The sequence below is a fragment of the Azospirillum sp. TSH100 genome (assembly GCF_004923295.1).
In the GTDB taxonomy this organism is placed as follows: Bacteria; Pseudomonadota; Alphaproteobacteria; order Azospirillales; family Azospirillaceae; genus Azospirillum.
Map to the genome: position 1 here is coordinate 429,145 of NZ_CP039634.1, position 16,008 is coordinate 445,152.

Consider the following 16,008-nt stretch of genomic DNA (forward strand, 5'->3'; position numbering starts at 1 on the left):
TTCAGACCGTCGGTAACGTAAGGCCGAGGTCGCGTGCGATCCGCCGCACGATCCCCAGCGCCTTGGTGAAGTCCAGACCATCGATGGCGGCGGACAGCCCCTTCATCGTCGAAGGCTCGATCCAGTCCGCCAGCAACGGCGCCAGCATAGCGAACTCTTCCGCCGCTGCGAAGTTGCTCTCGTGCAACAAGGTCGCGAATTGCGGCAGGCGGTCGGCCAGCGCCGCCCGGCTCTCCGCCGAAGGGCCGGAGGTCGCCGCCTCATCCGCCGCTCCCGCCGCCCTGCCCGCGGTGTTGGCCCGCAGCCGCTGCGCACTGTCCAGCACCTGCGCCAGTTCGGAGCGCAGCACCGGCACCTCGGCCGCCGCCGCCGCCACGTCGCCACGATAGGCGGCGATCTGCACCGCGTCGGCGGCGGCCGACAGGCGGCGCGCGCCGACATTGCCGGCGACGCTTTTCAGCTCATGCGCGATGGACTTGGCTGTCACCAGATCGTTGCCCTCCAACGCGTCGGCGATCCGTTCGACGATGTCGCCATAGCCGTCGGCGAACTGGCCGATGAAGCGGCGGAACAGGCCGGCATCGCCGTCCAGCCGGTTGAGCGCGTCGGCAAGGTCGATGCCCGGCAGATGATGGGGCAGATCGTCGGATGGACCAGCCGGCCGGCTGAGCGGCAGCAGCGGAGCAGCGGCCGTCAGCATGGCTTCGCCCTGCGGCGGGATGGGCCCGGCGCCGCAGGGTGCGCAGGGGCGAACCGCCACCAGCGGCGGACCGATCCAGCGGGCCAGCGTGGCGAACAGCCGCGGCAGGTCGAGCGGCTTCGGCACATGATCGTCCATTCCGTTGTCAAGGCAGCGCTGGCGGTCCTCCGGCAGGGCACTCGCGGTCATGGCGATGATCGGCAGCCGCCTTGCACCCGGCAACGCACGGATCGCGGCGGTCGCGGCGAAGCCGTCCATGTCCGGCATATGCAGGTCGAGCAGCACGGCGTCGAACGGCCGGTCGGCCACGCGCACGCACTCCACCGCCTGCCGCCCCGTCGTTGCCGCGGTGACCGACGCGCCGGCCCGTTCCAGGATTTCGCAGGCGACCTGCCGGCTGATGGCATTGTCGTCGGCCAGCAACAGCCGGCGGCCATGCAACGCCCGGCTGACGTCCCAGGCGGGTCCGCTCAGGCCGCCGGCCGGCGCGGGAACCGGAGATGGCAGAGGATACACGGCAAGAGGATTCACGGCGTCCGGGCCGGATCCCCCATGGCCGGCCCCATCAAATCCGGCGCCGCCGAACCTGTCTTTCGCATAGGCGATGGTGACGGCGTCGAGCAGGGTCGAGGCGGTGACCGGCTTCATCAGGAAGCCCGAAATCCCGTCCTCCTCGAAGCGGGCGCCCACCCGATCGCGGCCATAGCCGCTGATGACGATGATCATCGGGGTGCCGGCACGGGCATCGGCACGGATGCGGCGCGCCGCCTCGATGCCGTCCATCCCCGGCATCTTCCAGTCCATCAGCACCACGTCATAGGCATGGCCGGCGGTGGCGGCACGTTCCAGCTCGGCGATGGCGCTCCGCCCGTCGGCGCAGGCGGTGACGGTCCAGCCGAAGGCGGTGACGATCGCGCCCAGCACCTCGCGCGCGGTCGGATTGTCGTCAACCACCAGCACCTTGAGGTCGCGCGGCACCGGCCGCAGCCGGGAGCCGGGCCAGCCGGTACCCGCTTCTCCGCCGGATTGCCTGCCGGCCGCGGCGGGATGGCGGCCGAACTCCGCCTGGAAGCGGAAGACGCTGCCCTTGCCCGGGTCGCTGTCCACCTCCATGGTGCCATTCATCAGCCGGACCAGCCGGGCGCAGATCGCCAGCCCGAGCCCGGTGCCGCCGAACCGCCGGGTGGTGGAGCTGTCGCCCTGGCTGAAGGCCTGGAAAATCCGGTCGCGCTGTTCCGGCGGGATGCCGATGCCGGTGTCGCGCACGGCGAAGTCGAGCACGGCGCCCCCGGCGCTCAGCGACCGCACCCCGACCGACACCACCACCTCGCCGGCCTCGGTGAATTTGATGGCGTTGCCGGCCAGATTGATCAGGACCTGCTGCAGGCGCAGCGGATCGCCGATCAGATCCAGCGGCACATCCGGCGCGACGGAGAACAGGACGTCGATGTCCTTTTCCTGCGCCGCCGACCCGACGATCACCGCCAGCGTCTGCAACAGGTCGTCCAGCCGGAAATCGACCCGCTCCAGCTCCAGCTTGCCGGCCTCCACCTTGGAGAAGTCGAGGATGTCGTTCAGAATGCCGAGCAGCGACTGCGCCGAAACCCGCACCTTCTGCACATAGTCCGCCTGCCGGTCGGTCAGGTCGGTCTGTTGCAGCAGATGGATCAGCCCGAGGATCGCGTTCATCGGCGTCCGGATCTCGTGGCTCATATTGGCCAGGAATTCGCTTTTGGCCCGGCTCGCCGCCTCCGCCGCCAACCGGGCGCGCTGCATCGCCGCCTCCGCCCGCTTGCGTTCCGCGATCTCGTGGAAGACCAGCACGGCGCCCTCGACCTTGCCGTCGGCCAGCATGGGCGAGGCCGTGTATTCGACCAGGAACGGCTTCCCCGCCTTGTTCCAGTAGGTGTCCTCCAGCCCGCGCCGGCTCTCGCCGCTCAGCAGCACCTCCGTCACCGGGCATTCCAGCGCCGGGAAATGGCTGCCGTCGGGCCGGCGGGAATGGATCAGCGCATGCAGGTTGCCGCCCAGCAACTGCTCGTTGGAATAGCCGGTCAGCGCCGAGGTCGCCGGGTTGGCGAAGGTGATCAGCCCGTCGCGGTCGACGCCGCAGATGCTGTCGGATGCCGAATGCAGGATCAGGTTCAGCCGGCGATTGGCGCTGGCGAAAGCCTCGTTGGCCGTTTCAAGCTCGCGTTTCTTGGTGTCGAGTTCGGCATTGGTGTCGGCCAGCCGGCGACGGCCTGCCACCTCGCGCTCAAGGCTGCGCAGCGCCGCATAGGCCAGTCCGGCGCAGGCCAGAACCGCCAGCCCGACCAGGATGCTGCCACGGATCGTGCGTTCCCGCCAGGCGGCCAGCTCCGTCCGCTCAGACAGGGCGACGAAGACGACCAGCGGCAGCGTCGGCACCCTCTGGTAGGACAGGATGCGCTTCTCGCCCGGGACCGGTCCATCGGCCAGGAAGGTTTCGGTCGCGGCTTCAGCCGCATGACGCAGCACGTCCGCCCCGTCGGGACCGTCCAGCGGCTCGCTGGCGGGGAAACGCAGCACGGGCTTTCCGTCGCTGCGGTAAACCGCAATCGCCGAACCACCCCCGAGATCCAGGCCATCGTACAGCTGCCTGTAATAGTCGAGATCGACATTGGCATGGACGACGCCCTGGAAGCGGCCTTCCAGCATGATTGAGCGGCTGACGGTGAAGAATTCCGTTCCCGTGACCCTGCCGGTGATGCGCTCGCCGACATGGAATTCGGTACCGTCAAGATGCACCTTGAAAAAGCTGCGGTCCGCGGCGGTGACCCGGGGGGTCGGGAACTGCCGGCTGGTCAGCACGGCGTCGCCGGCCGGACCATCAACCCACAGCGCCGCGATCTCCGGCAGACTTTCCACCATGTCACGGATGGTGATCCAGGCATCGCGGTTGGTGGCCAGGCCGGGCATGCCGTAATGGCGGATGAGATCCTGCGCCCGGTTGATGGCAAGGTCGGCGGTCGCCACCGTCCGCCGCACATGCTCCTGCAGCAGGCGGGCGGTGGACTGCGCCTGTTCCCGGCCGTGGCGCAGCGTCTCTTCCCGGTCGGCCCAGACGACATAGCCCCAGAATCCGGCGCCGAGCAGAGCGATCAGGGCAAAGGCTGCAGCCAACAGCAGGCGGGTGCGCGTGGGCGAGAGCGTCAGGGCCGCTGCGTCGATCGGGTGTCTGTCCATCATTGCCGAGTTGTCGCCGCACTGCCGCCATCAACCGCCGCCGGCAGCCGGCGACACCCGGCGGCCCTTCCGCCTAGATCGGTCGGAGTATGGGCTCCCGCCGGTAGCGACCGCAAGCAACTTGATATGCGCAAGAGCGATGTTCGCGACGCCCGGCACTTGCGGGGAACCCCTACGGTACAGCCCCCCTTGCCCCGCCTGCCTTTGTCCCCCGGCTGCGGCATCGTCCCCATATTCACGTCCAATATCTGTCATGCGCGCTCCGTACCCGCCTCCCTCGCCCCCGCCCGTGAAAGCGCCCGTCCGATGGCCGACCGCCGCCTCCTGTCGCACAAACCTGCCCGGCTCGCCAAACTGCTGGTGCTGACCGTCGGCGCCGCCCAGTCCCAGCTGGTTCTGTCCCAACTGGTCCTGCCCCGATCGGCCCTGGCCCAGGCGGCGCTGACTGGCCCGGTGCGGTCCGACCCGATGCAGACGGTCGGCGCCGAGGTCCATGTGCGGATCGAGACCTTGCCGAAGCCCTACGCCACCCCCGCCGTCGCCAACGAGGCGGTGCTGGTGCCGCGCCCCGGCGACCAGCCCCTGCGCGCCCCGCGCGGCTTCACCGTCACCCTGTTCCGCGACCATGTGGAGAATGCGCGCAACCTGCTGGTCCTGCCCAACGGCGACGTGCTGGTGGCGCGGGAACGGCCGGGCACCCTGACCCTGCTGCGCGACGCCGACGGCGACGGACGGGCGGAGATGGCGCAGGTCTGGGCCGAGGGCTTCGACCACCCCTTCGGTCTCGCCTTCCAGGACGGGGCGGTGCTGGTCGGCGATCTGGCCGGGGTGTGGCGGCTGCCCTGGACCGCCGGGACCGTCCAGGCGGGCGAGCGGCGGCGGCTGACGGCGGAGGGCGCCTTCGGCAAGCGCGGCGGCCATGCCACGCGCTCCATCGCGGTGGCGCCGGACGGGCGGCATTTCTATGTCGGGATCGGATCGGAAGGAAACATCGGGGTGGAGCCGGAACCGCGCGCCACCATCCAGGAGTTCCGCAGCGACGGCAGCGGCCAGCGCACCTATGCCGCCGGCCTGCGCAACCCGGTCGGCCTCGCCTTCAAGCCCGGAACCGGCGACCTCTATGCCGTGGTGAACGAGCGCGACGGGCTGGGCGACCAGCTGGTACCCGATTTCCTGACGGCGGTGAAGCCGGGCGGCTTCTATGGCTGGCCCTATTCCTACATCGGCGACAACCCGCAGCCGGACCTTGCCGGGCGGCGCCCCGATCTGGTCAAGGCGGCACTGACGCCGGGCCTGCTGTTCCAGGCCCATTCGGCGCCGATCGGGCTGGTGTTCGGCGACGCCACCCACTTCCCGGAACGCTACCGCATGGGCGCCTTCGTCTCGCTGCACGGATCCTGGAACCGCTCGCGCCCGACCGGCTACGCCATCGCCTTCGTGCCTTTCGACACCGCCCCCTTCGACAAGAGCAAGCCGACCGGCACCTACGAGACCTTCGTCACCGGCTTCCGCGTGACCGGCCCCGCCGGGACCGCAACGGGAAGCGCCGCGGAGGGCGACGAGACCCCGAAGGTCTGGGGCCGGCCGAGCGGTCTGGCGGTGACCGCCGACGGCGCCCTGCTGATCGCCGAGGACGCCTCCGGCAGCATCTGGCGCGTCGCTTACGCCGCGGCGGACAAGGACGCCGAGAAAGAGCCGGCGACAAAGCCGTGACGGCTCAACAGCACTCGTCCTCCAGCTGACGCAGCATCGCCAGCCCGTCCTCGTCGTCATGTTCCTCGAACAGGTCGGCGATGTAATAGATGTTGGCGCAGAGCAGGCACAGCCCGTCGGCCTGCCGCTTCAGCGGGTCCTCGGCGACCGCCAGCTTGGCACGGAACCGCTCCCAGAAGGCGTTTGTCTTGGCGGGATCGTCGATGTGCATGTACAGCCGTTCGATGATGCGGCGGCTGTTGCCCTCGCAGTCGATTCCCTTGAACGAAACATAGCGGTCGGGCGCGTCGATGCTGTCCACGGAGGCGGTCTCCTCTTGCCGGTTGCCGGAGGTGGGGGAACATTGCGCCGATGCTCTCCGTCCGCGCCCCTGTCATCAAGCCGCACTGCACCAGCGGCAGTCCGCCCGCGCGAATGGCGGGATCGCTGCATGAATGGCGGCGGTTACAGCGCCAATCGCTTCTTCAGCGCATCGGCCCGGTTGCGGCTGACCGGCACGCGGGGGGCGCCGGGGGCGGCCATGACGAAGGCGGCGCGGCCGTCCTGCCGCTCCACCGCGCGGGCATGGCGCAGGTTGACGATGTAGCCGCGATGGGTGCGCACGAAGGACCGGGCGTCGAGCCGCGCCTCCAGTTCCGACAAGGGAAGGCCACAGAAGAAGGCGCCGTCGGCGGTGTGGACCGTGGTGTAGTGGCCGTCGGCCTGGAGATAGACGGCATCCGCCGGGTCGAGCAGCACGATTCCCTGCCCCTTTTCCACCGGCAGCTTGACCAGCGGTTCAGGTGACTGCGATGCGGGAACCGGTGATGTGGGGATTTGCGCATCGGCCGCCGCAGGCCGCGCCGCCTCCATCAGCATCAGGGCGGTGACGGCACTCCCCTCCCCCACCGCCGTGGCGGGCGCCAGCGCGGTCGCCTTCACCACCAGCACCCGGCCGGGCAGCGCCACCATCATCGAACAGGCCGAGGCCGGCGCGGCGGGCTCGCCGGCCGCGGCCAGCAGCAGTTCCACCTTGGCGCGGTGCGAGGGCGGGTGCAGGTCGTGCAGATAGGCGCCGACCAGCCCGGCGGCACGCTCGCCAAGCAGCCGCACCGCCGCCGGATTCAGGGCCAGCACCCGCCGCGCGCTGTCCAGCAGCACCAGCCCGACGTCCATGTTCTGCAACGCATAGTCCATGGACGCCCACTATAGCGGCAATTCCCGCCTTAGCTCCCGCCTTTCCGCTTGTCGCCCTGAACCAGGGCGGCGACGACGCCGTGGAGGGTGCGGACCTCCTGCTCGGTCATCTCCATCCGCTCGAAGGCGTTGCGGAGCGTGCGGACCATCGAAGGGCGCTTTTCCTCGCTGGTGAAGAAGCCGGTGCGGTCCAGCGCCGCTTCCAGCCGTTCGAAGAAGTTCACCCGCTCCGCCATCGTCGCCGGGCGGGTCTGTCCGGTGTGCAGGAAGCGGTCGGGCGTGCGGTCGCCGGCCTGGAACCATTCATAGCCGATCAACAGCACCGCCTGGGCCAGATTGAGCGAGGAGAAGGCCGGGTTCAGCGGCACCGTCACCAGCGTCTGGGCGAGGGTCAAATCGTCGTTGAACAGTCCGGTGCGTTCCGGCCCGAACATCACGCCGACCTTCTGCCCGGCGGCATAGCGTTCCCGCATCTCACCGGCCGCGACACGCGGGGTGACGAAGCGCTGGATCATGTCGCGGGTGCGCACCGTGGTGGCATAGACCGCCTCCAGATCGGCGACCGCCTCGGCCGTCGTCTCGAAGATCCTCGCATTGTCGATGACGAGGTCGGCGCCCGAGGCGGCGGCATTCGCCTTCGGGTTCGGCCAGCCGTCCCGCGGCTTGACGAGCCGCAGGTCGGTCAGCCCGCAATTCAGCATCGCGCGCGCGCAGGCGCCGATGTTCTCGCCGAGCTGCGGCTGCACCAGGATGACGGCCGGGCCGCCAAGGATGGATTCACGGGTGGGGTTCTGGCCGGAGGTCATGGGAAGGATTGTGGTTGAACGATGACGGGCGAAGACGGCCGGATCGCCGCCTATTCCTGCTGCTCCGCCGGCTCCGCCTCGGCCTTCGCCGGCCCGCCGTCGATGGCGGTCAGGCGCTTCTTCAGGTCGGAAACGTCGGCATACAGGCGCTTCAGGCGGGCGAGGCCCTTGTATTGCTCGAAGGCGCGGGCGCGCGGCACGGCGGGATAGCCCATCCACACCGATTTCGGCGGGATGTCCATGCCGACGCCGGAATTGGCGGCCACCACCGCGTCGCTGCCGATCTTTACATGGTCTGCGACGCCGACCTTGCCGGCGAGAACCACGCGGTCGCCGATCACCGTGCTGCCGGCGATGCCGACATGGCCGCACAGCATGCAGTTGGTGCCGACCTGGACGTTGTGGCCGATCTGGACAAGGTTGTCGATCTTGGTGCCGTTGCCGATGCGGGTTGCCGTCACCGTGCCGCGGTCGATGGTGGCGCCGGCGCCGACCTCGACATCGTCGCCCAGCACCACCGTGCCGATGGAGTTGACGCGGCGGATCAGCACGTTGGTGCCGACGACGCGGCCGGTGGTCTTGGCCGATTCGACGCTGCCCGGCTCCGGCGTGACGAAGCTGAAGCCGTCATTGCCGATGGCGGCGTTGGGATGAACGATGCAGCGCGCGCCCATCTCCACCCGCTCGCCGATGCGGGCACCGGGATGCAGCAGGCTGCCGTCGCCGATCACCGCGTCGGCACCGACCGTGACATGCGGCAGGATGACCACCCCGGCCCCGATGCGGGCACGCGGACCGACATAGGCGAAGGGGGCGATGGAGGCATCGGGCGCCACCACCGCGTCTGGCGCCACATAGGCCTGCGGCGACACCCCCGGCTCGGCATGGACCGGCTTCTCGAACAGATCCAGCATCCCGGCCATGGCGTAGCGCGGGCGCTTGACCACGATGCGGCCCTTGACCGTGTCGGGCACCTCGACTCCTTCGGCGACCACGGCGGCGATCGCCTTGCTGCCGGGCAGCAGGGCCAGCAGGTCCTTGTCCATCGCCAGCGCCAGATCCTCCGGCCCCTCCGCTTCCGACGGATGGACGGCGCGGCGGATGGTGAGGGAGCCGTCGCCTTCGACCGCGGCGCCCAGCGCTTCGGCGATCTCGGTGAGGGTACGGGGGGCCTGGGTGATGGCCTGGGTCATGGAGCGCACCAGCATCAGAGTCTTGCACGGAGGCCGTCCCGACGGACGGCGCGGCGGACCCTAACACGGGCGTCCGGCGGATGGCGAGGTGTCAGAACGCGGTGCCGGGCCGCGCACGGCCCGTCTGCCCGTTCGCCATCTCCCCATTCGCCTTATCGGGCCGCAGCCAGCCCTTCACCCGCGCCTTCATCCGGCGCAGCAGCGGCTGGCGCGCCTGGACCGCATAGTATTTCCGCACCGTCTCCAGGATCTCCCAGGTGCCGGTGAAGCCCATCGGCAGCACCAGCGCGTCACCCGCCTTGTATTCCCGCGGGCTTCCGCCGTCGGGGGTGATGATGACCCGGCCCGACAGCAAGACGCAGAACTCGTGATAGGGCCAGTCCTTCATCGCCACGAGCCCCGGCGTGCATTGCCACACCCCCGACCGGAAGCGGCTGTAGTCGCCTTCAAAGATGTTGCGGTGAATCTCCAGCGGCTCGCCGGACAAGATGTCGCCGAAGACCGCCGGCTTCCCGACCTCGTCGTCGGCGATGCGGTTGCTGTCGATGGGGATGGGGGTGTGGTCCGGCATCGGCTCTCCCGGCGGGATGTTGGAGGGTCGGTGGGCGTGAAGGGCACAGCCCCATGGCGCTCCTGCGCAACACCCCATGCCGGCGAAGGTTCCCGGCGGATCCGAAAAATTTCAGCCGCCCAGATTGACGATCTCCACCCGCCGGTTGGCCGCCGCCTTCGGCTGGTCGGGCAGCAGCAGCTCCCGTGCGCCCATGCCCGAGGCTTCCAGCCGGTCGGCGCGGATGTGGTGGCGCGACACCAGATACTCGACCACCGCCGCCGCCCGCCGTTTGGACAGGGCGAGGTTGGCCGCGTCGCCGCCGACCGCGTCGGTGTGGCCGACGATGCGGAAGCGGGTGGTGCCGGCAGCTCCCATCACCGCCGCCACCTTGTCCAAAATTGGTCGCGAGTCCGGTCGGATGACGGCGGAGTTGAAATCGAACTCCACCCGGAAGGCGGCCCGCAATTCCGGCGCCTGCATGGCGGTCGGCCCGGGCAGCGGCGGCACCGTCACCGGCCCCGGCCGATCCGCCGGAGGCGTGGCCGGCGGCGGGGCGGCGGGGCGCTGCATCGCCACAGGCGGGCAGTTGGGTCCGGTGGTGCCGAGCAGCGCCGCCTGGATCTCGCACTCGCTGGGATTCGGCCCCATCGGAGTCGCCGGGCCGGGCAACCCCTGGGCCAAGGCCGCTGCAGGCAGCGCCAGCCAGACACAGGCGCCCAGCGTCAGGCCCAGCCGCATGGCCGCATTGTTCGGACCGCGGACGGTCGCTTCAAATTGCGCGTGGAACAGTCCTGCGTGCATCTGTACGATCCCGGTCCGTATCTTTCGTATAGGGCGCTTGGGAGGAAACAAGCATGAAATCGCTGAAGGCTCTGCTCGCCGGCATCGCGCTGGCCGCGCTGACGGTTCCCGCCGTGCTGGCCGGTGCTGCGAACGCTGCCGACTACAAGGCGGAGTACAAGCTTTCGACCGTTCTGGGCAAGCCCTTCCCCTGGGGTGTCGGCGGCGACCGCTGGGCCGAGCTGGTCAAGGAGAAGACCGGCGGGCGCATCACCATCAAGATGTATCCCGGCACCTCGCTGGTGAACGGCGACCAGACCAAGGAATTCACGGCACTCCGCCAGGGCACCATCGACATGGCGGTCGGCTCCACCATCAACTGGTCGCCGCAGGTGAAGGAGCTGAACCTCTTCTCCCTGCCCTTCCTGATGCCCGACCACAAGGCGCTCGACGCCCTGACCCAGGGCGAGGTCGGCAAGAAGCTGTTCGACCTGCTCGCCACCAAGGATGTCGTGCCGCTGGCCTGGGGCGAGAACGGCTTCCGCGAGATCTCCAACTCCAAGCACCCGATCCGCACGCCGGCCGACCTGAAGGGCCTGAAGATCCGCGTCGTCGGCTCGCCGCTCTATCTCGACACCTTCACCGCACTCGGCGCCAACCCGACGCAGATGAGCTGGGCCGACGCGCAGCCGGCGCTGTCCACCGGCGCCGTCGACGGGCAGGAAAACCCGCTGGCGATCTTCGTCGCGGCCAAGCTGGCGACGCTGGGCCAGAAGAACCTGACCCTGTGGGGCTATGTCGCCGACCCACTGATCTTCGTGGTCAACAAGGAGGTTTGGGCCAGCTGGTCGAAGGAAGACCAGGAGGCGGTGCGCGCCGCCGCCGTCCAGGCCGCCGCGGAAGAGGTCGCGATCTCCCGCAAGGGCATCACCGCCGAGGACGACAGCCTGCTGAAGGAGATCACCGCCCAGGGCGTCGAGGTGGTGCGCCTGACGGCCGACCAGCAGAAGGCCTTCCAGACCGCCACCCAGCCGGTCTTCGACAAGTGGGCCAAGCAGATCGGCCCCGATCTGGTGAAGTCCGCCCAGACCGCCATCGCCGAGCGGAAGTGATCGTCCGTTCGCTTTACCGATGAGTGACGGCGCCCTTCGGGGCGCCGTTTTTTTCAGGCCCGGCCCTTTTAAGTCCGCAAGACACTTGCTTGTGATGCGTGCCAGTGCGGATTGCGCTACAACTCCTCCAACTTGGCCGGATGGTTTGCGGAGCGGGCGCGTATGACGTCGGAAATGCTGCTGGCGCTGTTCAGCATCGGCGCCACCCTGCTGTTCCTGGGGATCCGCCGCGGACTGCTCCTGCGGACGGAGCGGGAGATTCGACGCTGCGGCGCGACCCTGGCCGCCGAACGCGACGCACTGGAGGCCCAGGCCAACGAGCTGGAGGCCATGCAGGCCGAGATCGAAGCGATGAAGACAAGGCTGGCGGAGCTGTCGACCGACAAGCTGGTCCTCAGCCGCCGCAGCGGCAAACGCATTGCCGCCACCCGCCGGTTCATCCACGAGATCGGCCGGCATGAGCCCGGGCGCAACCATTTCACCTTCCGTCTGGCGATGGCTCCCGGCTTCACCGCACGGCCCGATGCCAAGGCGGTGGTCCACCCCGCCATCTGGCGTTTCGCCAACGAGGCGCAGGTCTGGGCCTCCGATTTTGCCGCTGCCCAGATGCTGACCCGCAACATCTTCCACGACGGGGTGGGCGTCACCGTCTCCGGCGAGGATGCCGACGACAAGGCTCCCACCGGATTGGAGGCCGGAGCCGGGGCCGGAGTTGGCGCGCCATGAACAGCATCTGGGTTCTGGGAGCCGTCGCCAGCCTTGTGATCGGCCTGCTCGGCGAACGGATCCTCGGCGCCCGCGCCCGCCGTCAGACGGAAAAGCTGACCGCGATGAAGGAGCGGCTGGACGTCTACGCCAACTACGCCAAGCTCGCCTCCCTCCGCCGGGCGGAGACGGAGGAGACGCTGGCCGGCCTGCACCGCGAGGCGGCGGAGATGGAGGGAGACATCCAATCCCTGCAATCGGCCGTCACCGACGATGCCGCGCTGACGCCGATGGAATTCTACTGCGTCGACCGGGTCGCCCGCCCCGGCGGCCCGCTGTGGTATGTCGCGGTGGAGGCGCTGGACGCCAGCGCTCCCTGGACCGGCATCCGCACCTATGCCGTCGCCGCGGAGAGTGCCGAGGACGCCCGCAAGCGGATCACCGAACGCCACCCCTCCCCGACCTCCTTCGCCATCTCGCCCGCTGTCCCGCTGGTGCTGCCGGAACGCTGAGGAAAGCCCGTTTCCGGCCAGGGAAGGCAAAAGCCGACAAAGAAAAGGGGGCGCTCCCGCCGGAGCGCCCCCTTTTGCATCAACCCGCCAATCAGGCGTTGTTCATGCGGTTGTCGATCAGGTCGGTCACCACGCCCGGATCGGCGAGCGTCGAGGTGTCGCCCAGGCTGTCATGCTCGTTCGCGGCGATCTTGCGCAGGATGCGGCGCATGATCTTGCCGGACCGGGTCTTCGGCAGGCCGGGCGCCCACTGGATCAGGTCGGGCGAGGCGATCGGGCCGATCTCCTTGCGGACCCAGGCGACCAGCTCCTTGCGCAGCTCTTCCGTCGGGGTCTCGCCGGCATTCAGCGTGACGTAGGCGTAGATGCCCTGGCCCTTCAGATCGTGCGGATAGCCGACGACCGCGGCCTCGGCGACCTTCGGGTGGGCGACCAGCGCGCTTTCGACCTCGGCGGTGCCCATGCGGTGGCCGGACACGTTGATGACGTCGTCGACGCGGCCGGTGATCCAGTAATAACCGTCGGCGTCGCGGCGGCAGCCGTCACCGGTGAAGTACTTGCCCGGGAAGGTCGAGAAGTAGGTCTGGACGAAGCGCTCGTGGTCGCCATAGACCGTGCGCATCATGCCGGGCCAGGCGTCGGCGATGCAGAGGTTGCCTTCGGTCTCGCCGTCCAGGATCTGGCCTTCATTGTCGACGACGACCGGCTGGACGCCGAAGAAGGGCTTGGTCGCCGAGCCCGGCTTCTGGCCGATGGCGCCGACCAGCGGGGTGATCAGGATGCCGCCCGTCTCCGTCTGCCACCAGGTGTCGACGATCGGGCAGCGGGCATCGCCGACCACGTTGTAGTACCACAGCCACGCTTCCGGATTGATCGGCTCGCCGACCGAGCCCAGCACGCGGAGCGAGGCGCGCGAGGTGTTCTTCACCGGGCCCTCGCCTTCACGCATCAGCGAGCGGATCGCGGTCGGGGCGGTGTAGAAGATGTTGACCTTGTGCTTGTCGATCACCTGCCAGAAGCGCGAGACGTCCGGGTAGGTCGGGATGCCTTCGAACATCAGCGTGGTGGCGCCGTTGGCGAGCGGGCCGTAGACGATGTAGCTGTGGCCCGTGACCCAGCCCACGTCGGCGGTGCACCAGTAGACCTCGCCGTCCTTGTAGTCGAAGACATACTGGTGGGTCATCGACGCATAGACGAGATAGCCGCCGGTGGTGTGCAGCACACCCTTCGGCTTGCCGGTGGAACCGGAGGTGTAGAGGATGAACAGCGGATCCTCGGCGCTCATCTCCTCCGGCGGGCAGTCGGCGGAGACGCTCTCCATCTCCTCGTGGTACCAGAGGTCGCGGCCCTCGGTCCAGGCGACGTTGCCGCCGGTGTGCTTGACGACCAGCACATGCTTGACCATCGGCGCGCCGGCCACCGCCTTGTCGGCGTTGGCCTTCAGCGGCACCTTGCGGCCGCCGCGCAGGCCCTCGTCCGAAGTGATGACGAAGTGGCTGTCGCAGTCGACGATGCGGTCCTTCAGGCTGTCGGGCGAGAAGCCGCCGAAGACGATGGAGTGGATGGCGCCGATGCGGGTGCAGGCCAGCATCGCGTAGGCGGCCTCCGGGATCATCGGCAGATAGATGGTGACGCGGTCGCCCTTCTTGACGCCGTTCTTCTTCAGCACGTTGGCCAGCCGGCTGACCTTCTCGTGCAGTTCCTTGTAGGTGATGGCCTTGGAAACGCCGGGGTCGTCGCCTTCAAACAGGATCGCGGTCTGGTCGCCGCGGGTCGCCAGGTGACGGTCGATGCAGTTGGCGGAAACGTTCAGCGTGCCGTCGTGGAACCAGCGGATATGGACGTCGTCGTTGAAGTTGACGTCCTTCACCTTGCTGTAGGGCTTGATCCAGTCGAGCCGCTTGCCCTGCTCGCCCCAGAACGCCTCGGGGTCCTTGACCGACTGCTCGTACATGCGGGCGTAGGCTTCCGCATTCACGTGGGCGGTCGCCGCGATCTCGGGCTTCACCGGAAAGAAGCTGTTGTCGGTCATGAGTGCGATTCCCCCGTGGTGCTTCCGAATTGGCCGGAAGATGATTGGAGGGCGGCGGGCCGCCGCCCGGAATTGAGCGGCATTATCCACACAAGTTGCGGGACGAACAAGCAAATCGGCCCCCGCAGGCCCCCCGACCAAAGGAGGATTGTGTCGCTGATTTTGCAGCGCGAGACTGTTTCTTCCCCAAGCATACCAACGCACACAGGATCTCCTGCCCGTCAGGCCGGAGATGTCCTGTTCAGCCGCCGCGACCATCCGCCGCGCCGCGGCGCAACATGCGGCGATGTCGATCCTGTAACGGACGATCCCCTGCTTAACCCGACCTTAACCGACGGGCAGCTATAGAGTTGCTGCATTACGGTAACGATCATCGGCGGCAAGGATCGCAATGCCCAGAATTACGAACGCGGACGATCTTCCGGATACCGGCGACCGCAATGACCGCCTCGCCGAACTGGCCGACCGCACCAGCCTGATGGCCATCGACACCACGCTGCGGGCGCTCGGCAGCCCCGTGGGCGCCATCTCCGCCGCGGGCGTAGCGGACATCGCCCGGCGCATGATGCAGGCGACCAACGATTTCCGCGCGGCGATGCAGGACGCCGCGGAGTAAGTTTTCGATCAGGTGCAAGGTGGGTGGGGCGAGTGTGACCTCACCCCACACGGCCGTCAGGCTGGCACCCCGACCCCCGCCAGATCGCACACCCGCGCCCACTCGTCATCGCTGACCGGACAGACCGACAGGCGCGACTGGCGGACCAGCGCCATCGACTGCAACAGCGGATCGGCCTTGATCTGCTTCAGCGTGACGGGCGTCTTCACCGGCATCACCGGCGCCACGTCGACCATGCCGAAACGGCCGGACTCGTCGCTGGGATCCGGGTAATAGGTGCGGACGATCTCGACGATGCCGACGATCTCAAGCCCTTCGTTGGAGTGATAGAAGAAGGCGCGGTCGCCCACCTCCATCGCCTTCAGATTGTTGGATGCCTGGTAATTGCGCACGCCGTCCCAATGGGTCCGGCCATCGGCGACCATGCGGTCCCAGGAATATTTGAACGGCTCGGATTTCACCAGCCAGTAGGCCATCGCCGTCGCTCTCCCGCTCAGGCCTTGGGGTAGACGCGGCGCCAGGGCCGGATCGTCACGCTGTCGAACAGGCCGGCCTTGGCATAGGGGTCGCCGGCAGCGAAATCCTGGGCGGCGGCGGCATCGGCGCACTCGACGATCAGCAGGCTGCCGACCATGCCGCTCTGATCGTCGGACAGCAGCGGCCCGGCGGCGAAAAGGCGGTCGGCGTTGGCTTCCAGATAGGCCAGATGCTCGGCGCGGTTGGCGACGCGGACATCGGCGGCACCAGCCTTGTCGACGCAATGGAACATGAACAGCATGCGGTTCGCTCCTCGATATGGTGGAGCGGGAGCCTAGATCGGATCGCGAAAAATCGGAATCGATTTGAAGCGTGAAGCCGACCGCAAAAATTTGAACGCGGGGGAAGCCGGCGGGAAAGCGCCGG

15 protein-coding genes are annotated in these 16,008 nt (G+C 68.5%); 5 read left to right on the top strand and 10 right to left on the bottom strand.

Annotation, left to right across the window (positions count from 1 at the left end; genetic code table 11):
- Position 1 precedes the first annotated feature (1 nt).
- Positions 2–3,910, bottom strand: a complete 3,909-nt coding sequence (locus E6C72_RS02095) for a response regulator (protein WP_109443165.1) — start codon at positions 3,908–3,910, stop codon at positions 2–4.
- A gap of 303 nt (positions 3,911–4,213) precedes the next feature.
- Between E6C72_RS02095 and E6C72_RS02100 the strand changes: the two genes are divergently transcribed.
- Complete coding sequence (locus E6C72_RS02100) at positions 4,214–5,620, top strand: sorbosone dehydrogenase family protein (RefSeq protein ID WP_109443166.1); 1,407 nt, start codon at positions 4,214–4,216, stop codon at positions 5,618–5,620.
- 4 nt (positions 5,621–5,624) lie between these two features.
- Here the strand turns inward: E6C72_RS02100 and cowN are convergent, their stop codons facing one another.
- The 6 genes from cowN to E6C72_RS02130 form a co-directional block, all read right to left on the bottom strand.
- Positions 5,625–5,921, bottom strand: coding sequence for a N(2)-fixation sustaining protein CowN (gene cowN / locus E6C72_RS02105; RefSeq protein ID WP_109443167.1), 297 nt, complete (start codon positions 5,919–5,921; stop codon positions 5,625–5,627).
- A gap of 143 nt (positions 5,922–6,064) precedes the next feature.
- Positions 6,065–6,796 carry a LytTR family DNA-binding domain-containing protein gene (locus tag E6C72_RS02110; RefSeq protein ID WP_109443168.1) on the bottom strand — a complete coding sequence of 244 codons (732 nt, stop codon included), beginning with the start codon at positions 6,794–6,796 and terminating at the stop codon, positions 6,065–6,067.
- Between the two features lie 29 nt (positions 6,797–6,825).
- Positions 6,826–7,602, bottom strand: coding sequence for an RNA methyltransferase (locus tag E6C72_RS02115; RefSeq protein WP_109443169.1), 777 nt, complete (start codon positions 7,600–7,602; stop codon positions 6,826–6,828).
- Positions 7,603–7,652: 50 nt separating this feature from the next.
- On the bottom strand, positions 7,653–8,810 hold the full coding sequence (lpxD, locus tag E6C72_RS02120; RefSeq protein WP_109443170.1) for a UDP-3-O-(3-hydroxymyristoyl)glucosamine N-acyltransferase: 1,158 nt from the start codon (positions 8,808–8,810) through the stop codon (positions 7,653–7,655).
- A gap of 76 nt (positions 8,811–8,886) precedes the next feature.
- Positions 8,887–9,366 carry a cupin domain-containing protein gene (locus E6C72_RS02125; RefSeq protein ID WP_109443171.1) on the bottom strand — a complete coding sequence of 160 codons (480 nt, stop codon included), beginning with the start codon at positions 9,364–9,366 and terminating at the stop codon, positions 8,887–8,889.
- Between the two features lie 111 nt (positions 9,367–9,477).
- Positions 9,478–10,149: an OmpA family protein gene (locus E6C72_RS02130; protein ID WP_109443172.1), complete on the bottom strand. Its 672-nt coding sequence runs from the start codon at positions 10,147–10,149 to the stop codon at positions 9,478–9,480.
- 53 nt (positions 10,150–10,202) lie between these two features.
- On the opposite strand from E6C72_RS02130, the gene E6C72_RS02135 reads away from it, so the two are divergent.
- The 3 genes from E6C72_RS02135 to E6C72_RS02145 all read left to right on the top strand — a co-directional run bounded on the left by E6C72_RS02135 (position 10,203) and on the right by E6C72_RS02145 (position 12,457).
- Positions 10,203–11,240 carry a DctP family TRAP transporter solute-binding subunit gene (locus tag E6C72_RS02135; RefSeq protein WP_109443173.1) on the top strand — a complete coding sequence of 346 codons (1,038 nt, stop codon included), beginning with the start codon at positions 10,203–10,205 and terminating at the stop codon, positions 11,238–11,240.
- A 162-nt stretch (positions 11,241–11,402) separates the two neighbouring features.
- On the top strand, positions 11,403–11,966 hold the full coding sequence (locus E6C72_RS02140; RefSeq protein ID WP_109443174.1) for a hypothetical protein: 564 nt from the start codon (positions 11,403–11,405) through the stop codon (positions 11,964–11,966).
- Complete coding sequence (locus E6C72_RS02145; RefSeq protein WP_109443175.1) at positions 11,963–12,457, top strand: hypothetical protein; 495 nt, start codon at positions 11,963–11,965, stop codon at positions 12,455–12,457. The genes E6C72_RS02140 and E6C72_RS02145 overlap by 4 nt, the downstream gene beginning before the upstream one ends.
- A 91-nt stretch (positions 12,458–12,548) precedes the next feature.
- Here E6C72_RS02145 and acs read toward each other — a convergent pair whose 3' ends face one another.
- Complete coding sequence (gene acs / locus E6C72_RS02150) at positions 12,549–14,489, bottom strand: acetate--CoA ligase (RefSeq protein WP_109443176.1); 1,941 nt, start codon at positions 14,487–14,489, stop codon at positions 12,549–12,551.
- Between the two features lie 391 nt (positions 14,490–14,880).
- Here acs and E6C72_RS02155 point away from each other — a divergent pair, with 391 nt between their 5' ends.
- A complete protein-coding gene (locus tag E6C72_RS02155; protein WP_109443177.1) occupies positions 14,881–15,105 on the top strand; it encodes a hypothetical protein in 225 nt (74 codons plus the stop codon).
- A gap of 56 nt (positions 15,106–15,161) precedes the next feature.
- Here the strand turns inward: E6C72_RS02155 and E6C72_RS02160 are convergent, their stop codons facing one another.
- Positions 15,162–15,581: an EVE domain-containing protein gene (locus tag E6C72_RS02160; RefSeq protein ID WP_109443178.1), complete on the bottom strand. Its 420-nt coding sequence runs from the start codon at positions 15,579–15,581 to the stop codon at positions 15,162–15,164.
- Positions 15,582–15,598: 17 nt separating this feature from the next.
- Positions 15,599–15,883 carry a YciI family protein gene (locus tag E6C72_RS02165; protein WP_109443179.1) on the bottom strand — a complete coding sequence of 95 codons (285 nt, stop codon included), beginning with the start codon at positions 15,881–15,883 and terminating at the stop codon, positions 15,599–15,601.
- Positions 15,884–16,008: the final 125 nt, after the last annotated feature.

Bases quoted from the DNA above. Each gene is read 5' to 3' on its own strand.
- E6C72_RS02095 (WP_109443165.1), bottom strand. From the start codon at position 3,910: ATGATGGACAGACACCCGATCGACGCAGCGGCCCTGACGCTCTCGCCC.
- E6C72_RS02100 (WP_109443166.1), top strand. From the start codon at position 4,214: ATGGCCGACCGCCGCCTCCTGTCGCACAAACCTGCCCGGCTCGCCAAA.
- E6C72_RS02110 (WP_109443168.1), bottom strand. From the start codon at position 6,796: ATGGACTATGCGTTGCAGAACATGGACGTCGGGCTGGTGCTGCTGGAC.
- E6C72_RS02115 (WP_109443169.1), bottom strand. From the start codon at position 7,602: ATGACCTCCGGCCAGAACCCCACCCGTGAATCCATCCTTGGCGGCCCG.
- lpxD (WP_109443170.1), bottom strand. From the start codon at position 8,810: ATGCTGGTGCGCTCCATGACCCAGGCCATCACCCAGGCCCCCCGTACC.
- E6C72_RS02125 (WP_109443171.1), bottom strand. From the start codon at position 9,366: ATGCCGGACCACACCCCCATCCCCATCGACAGCAACCGCATCGCCGAC.
- E6C72_RS02130 (WP_109443172.1), bottom strand. From the start codon at position 10,149: ATGCACGCAGGACTGTTCCACGCGCAATTTGAAGCGACCGTCCGCGGT.
- E6C72_RS02135 (WP_109443173.1), top strand. From the start codon at position 10,203: ATGAAATCGCTGAAGGCTCTGCTCGCCGGCATCGCGCTGGCCGCGCTG.
- E6C72_RS02140 (WP_109443174.1), top strand. From the start codon at position 11,403: ATGACGTCGGAAATGCTGCTGGCGCTGTTCAGCATCGGCGCCACCCTG.
- E6C72_RS02145 (WP_109443175.1), top strand. From the start codon at position 11,963: ATGAACAGCATCTGGGTTCTGGGAGCCGTCGCCAGCCTTGTGATCGGC.
- acs (WP_109443176.1), bottom strand. From the start codon at position 14,489: ATGACCGACAACAGCTTCTTTCCGGTGAAGCCCGAGATCGCGGCGACC.
- E6C72_RS02155 (WP_109443177.1), top strand. From the start codon at position 14,881: ATGCCCAGAATTACGAACGCGGACGATCTTCCGGATACCGGCGACCGC.
- E6C72_RS02160 (WP_109443178.1), bottom strand. From the start codon at position 15,581: ATGGCCTACTGGCTGGTGAAATCCGAGCCGTTCAAATATTCCTGGGAC.
- E6C72_RS02165 (WP_109443179.1), bottom strand. From the start codon at position 15,883: ATGCTGTTCATGTTCCATTGCGTCGACAAGGCTGGTGCCGCCGATGTC.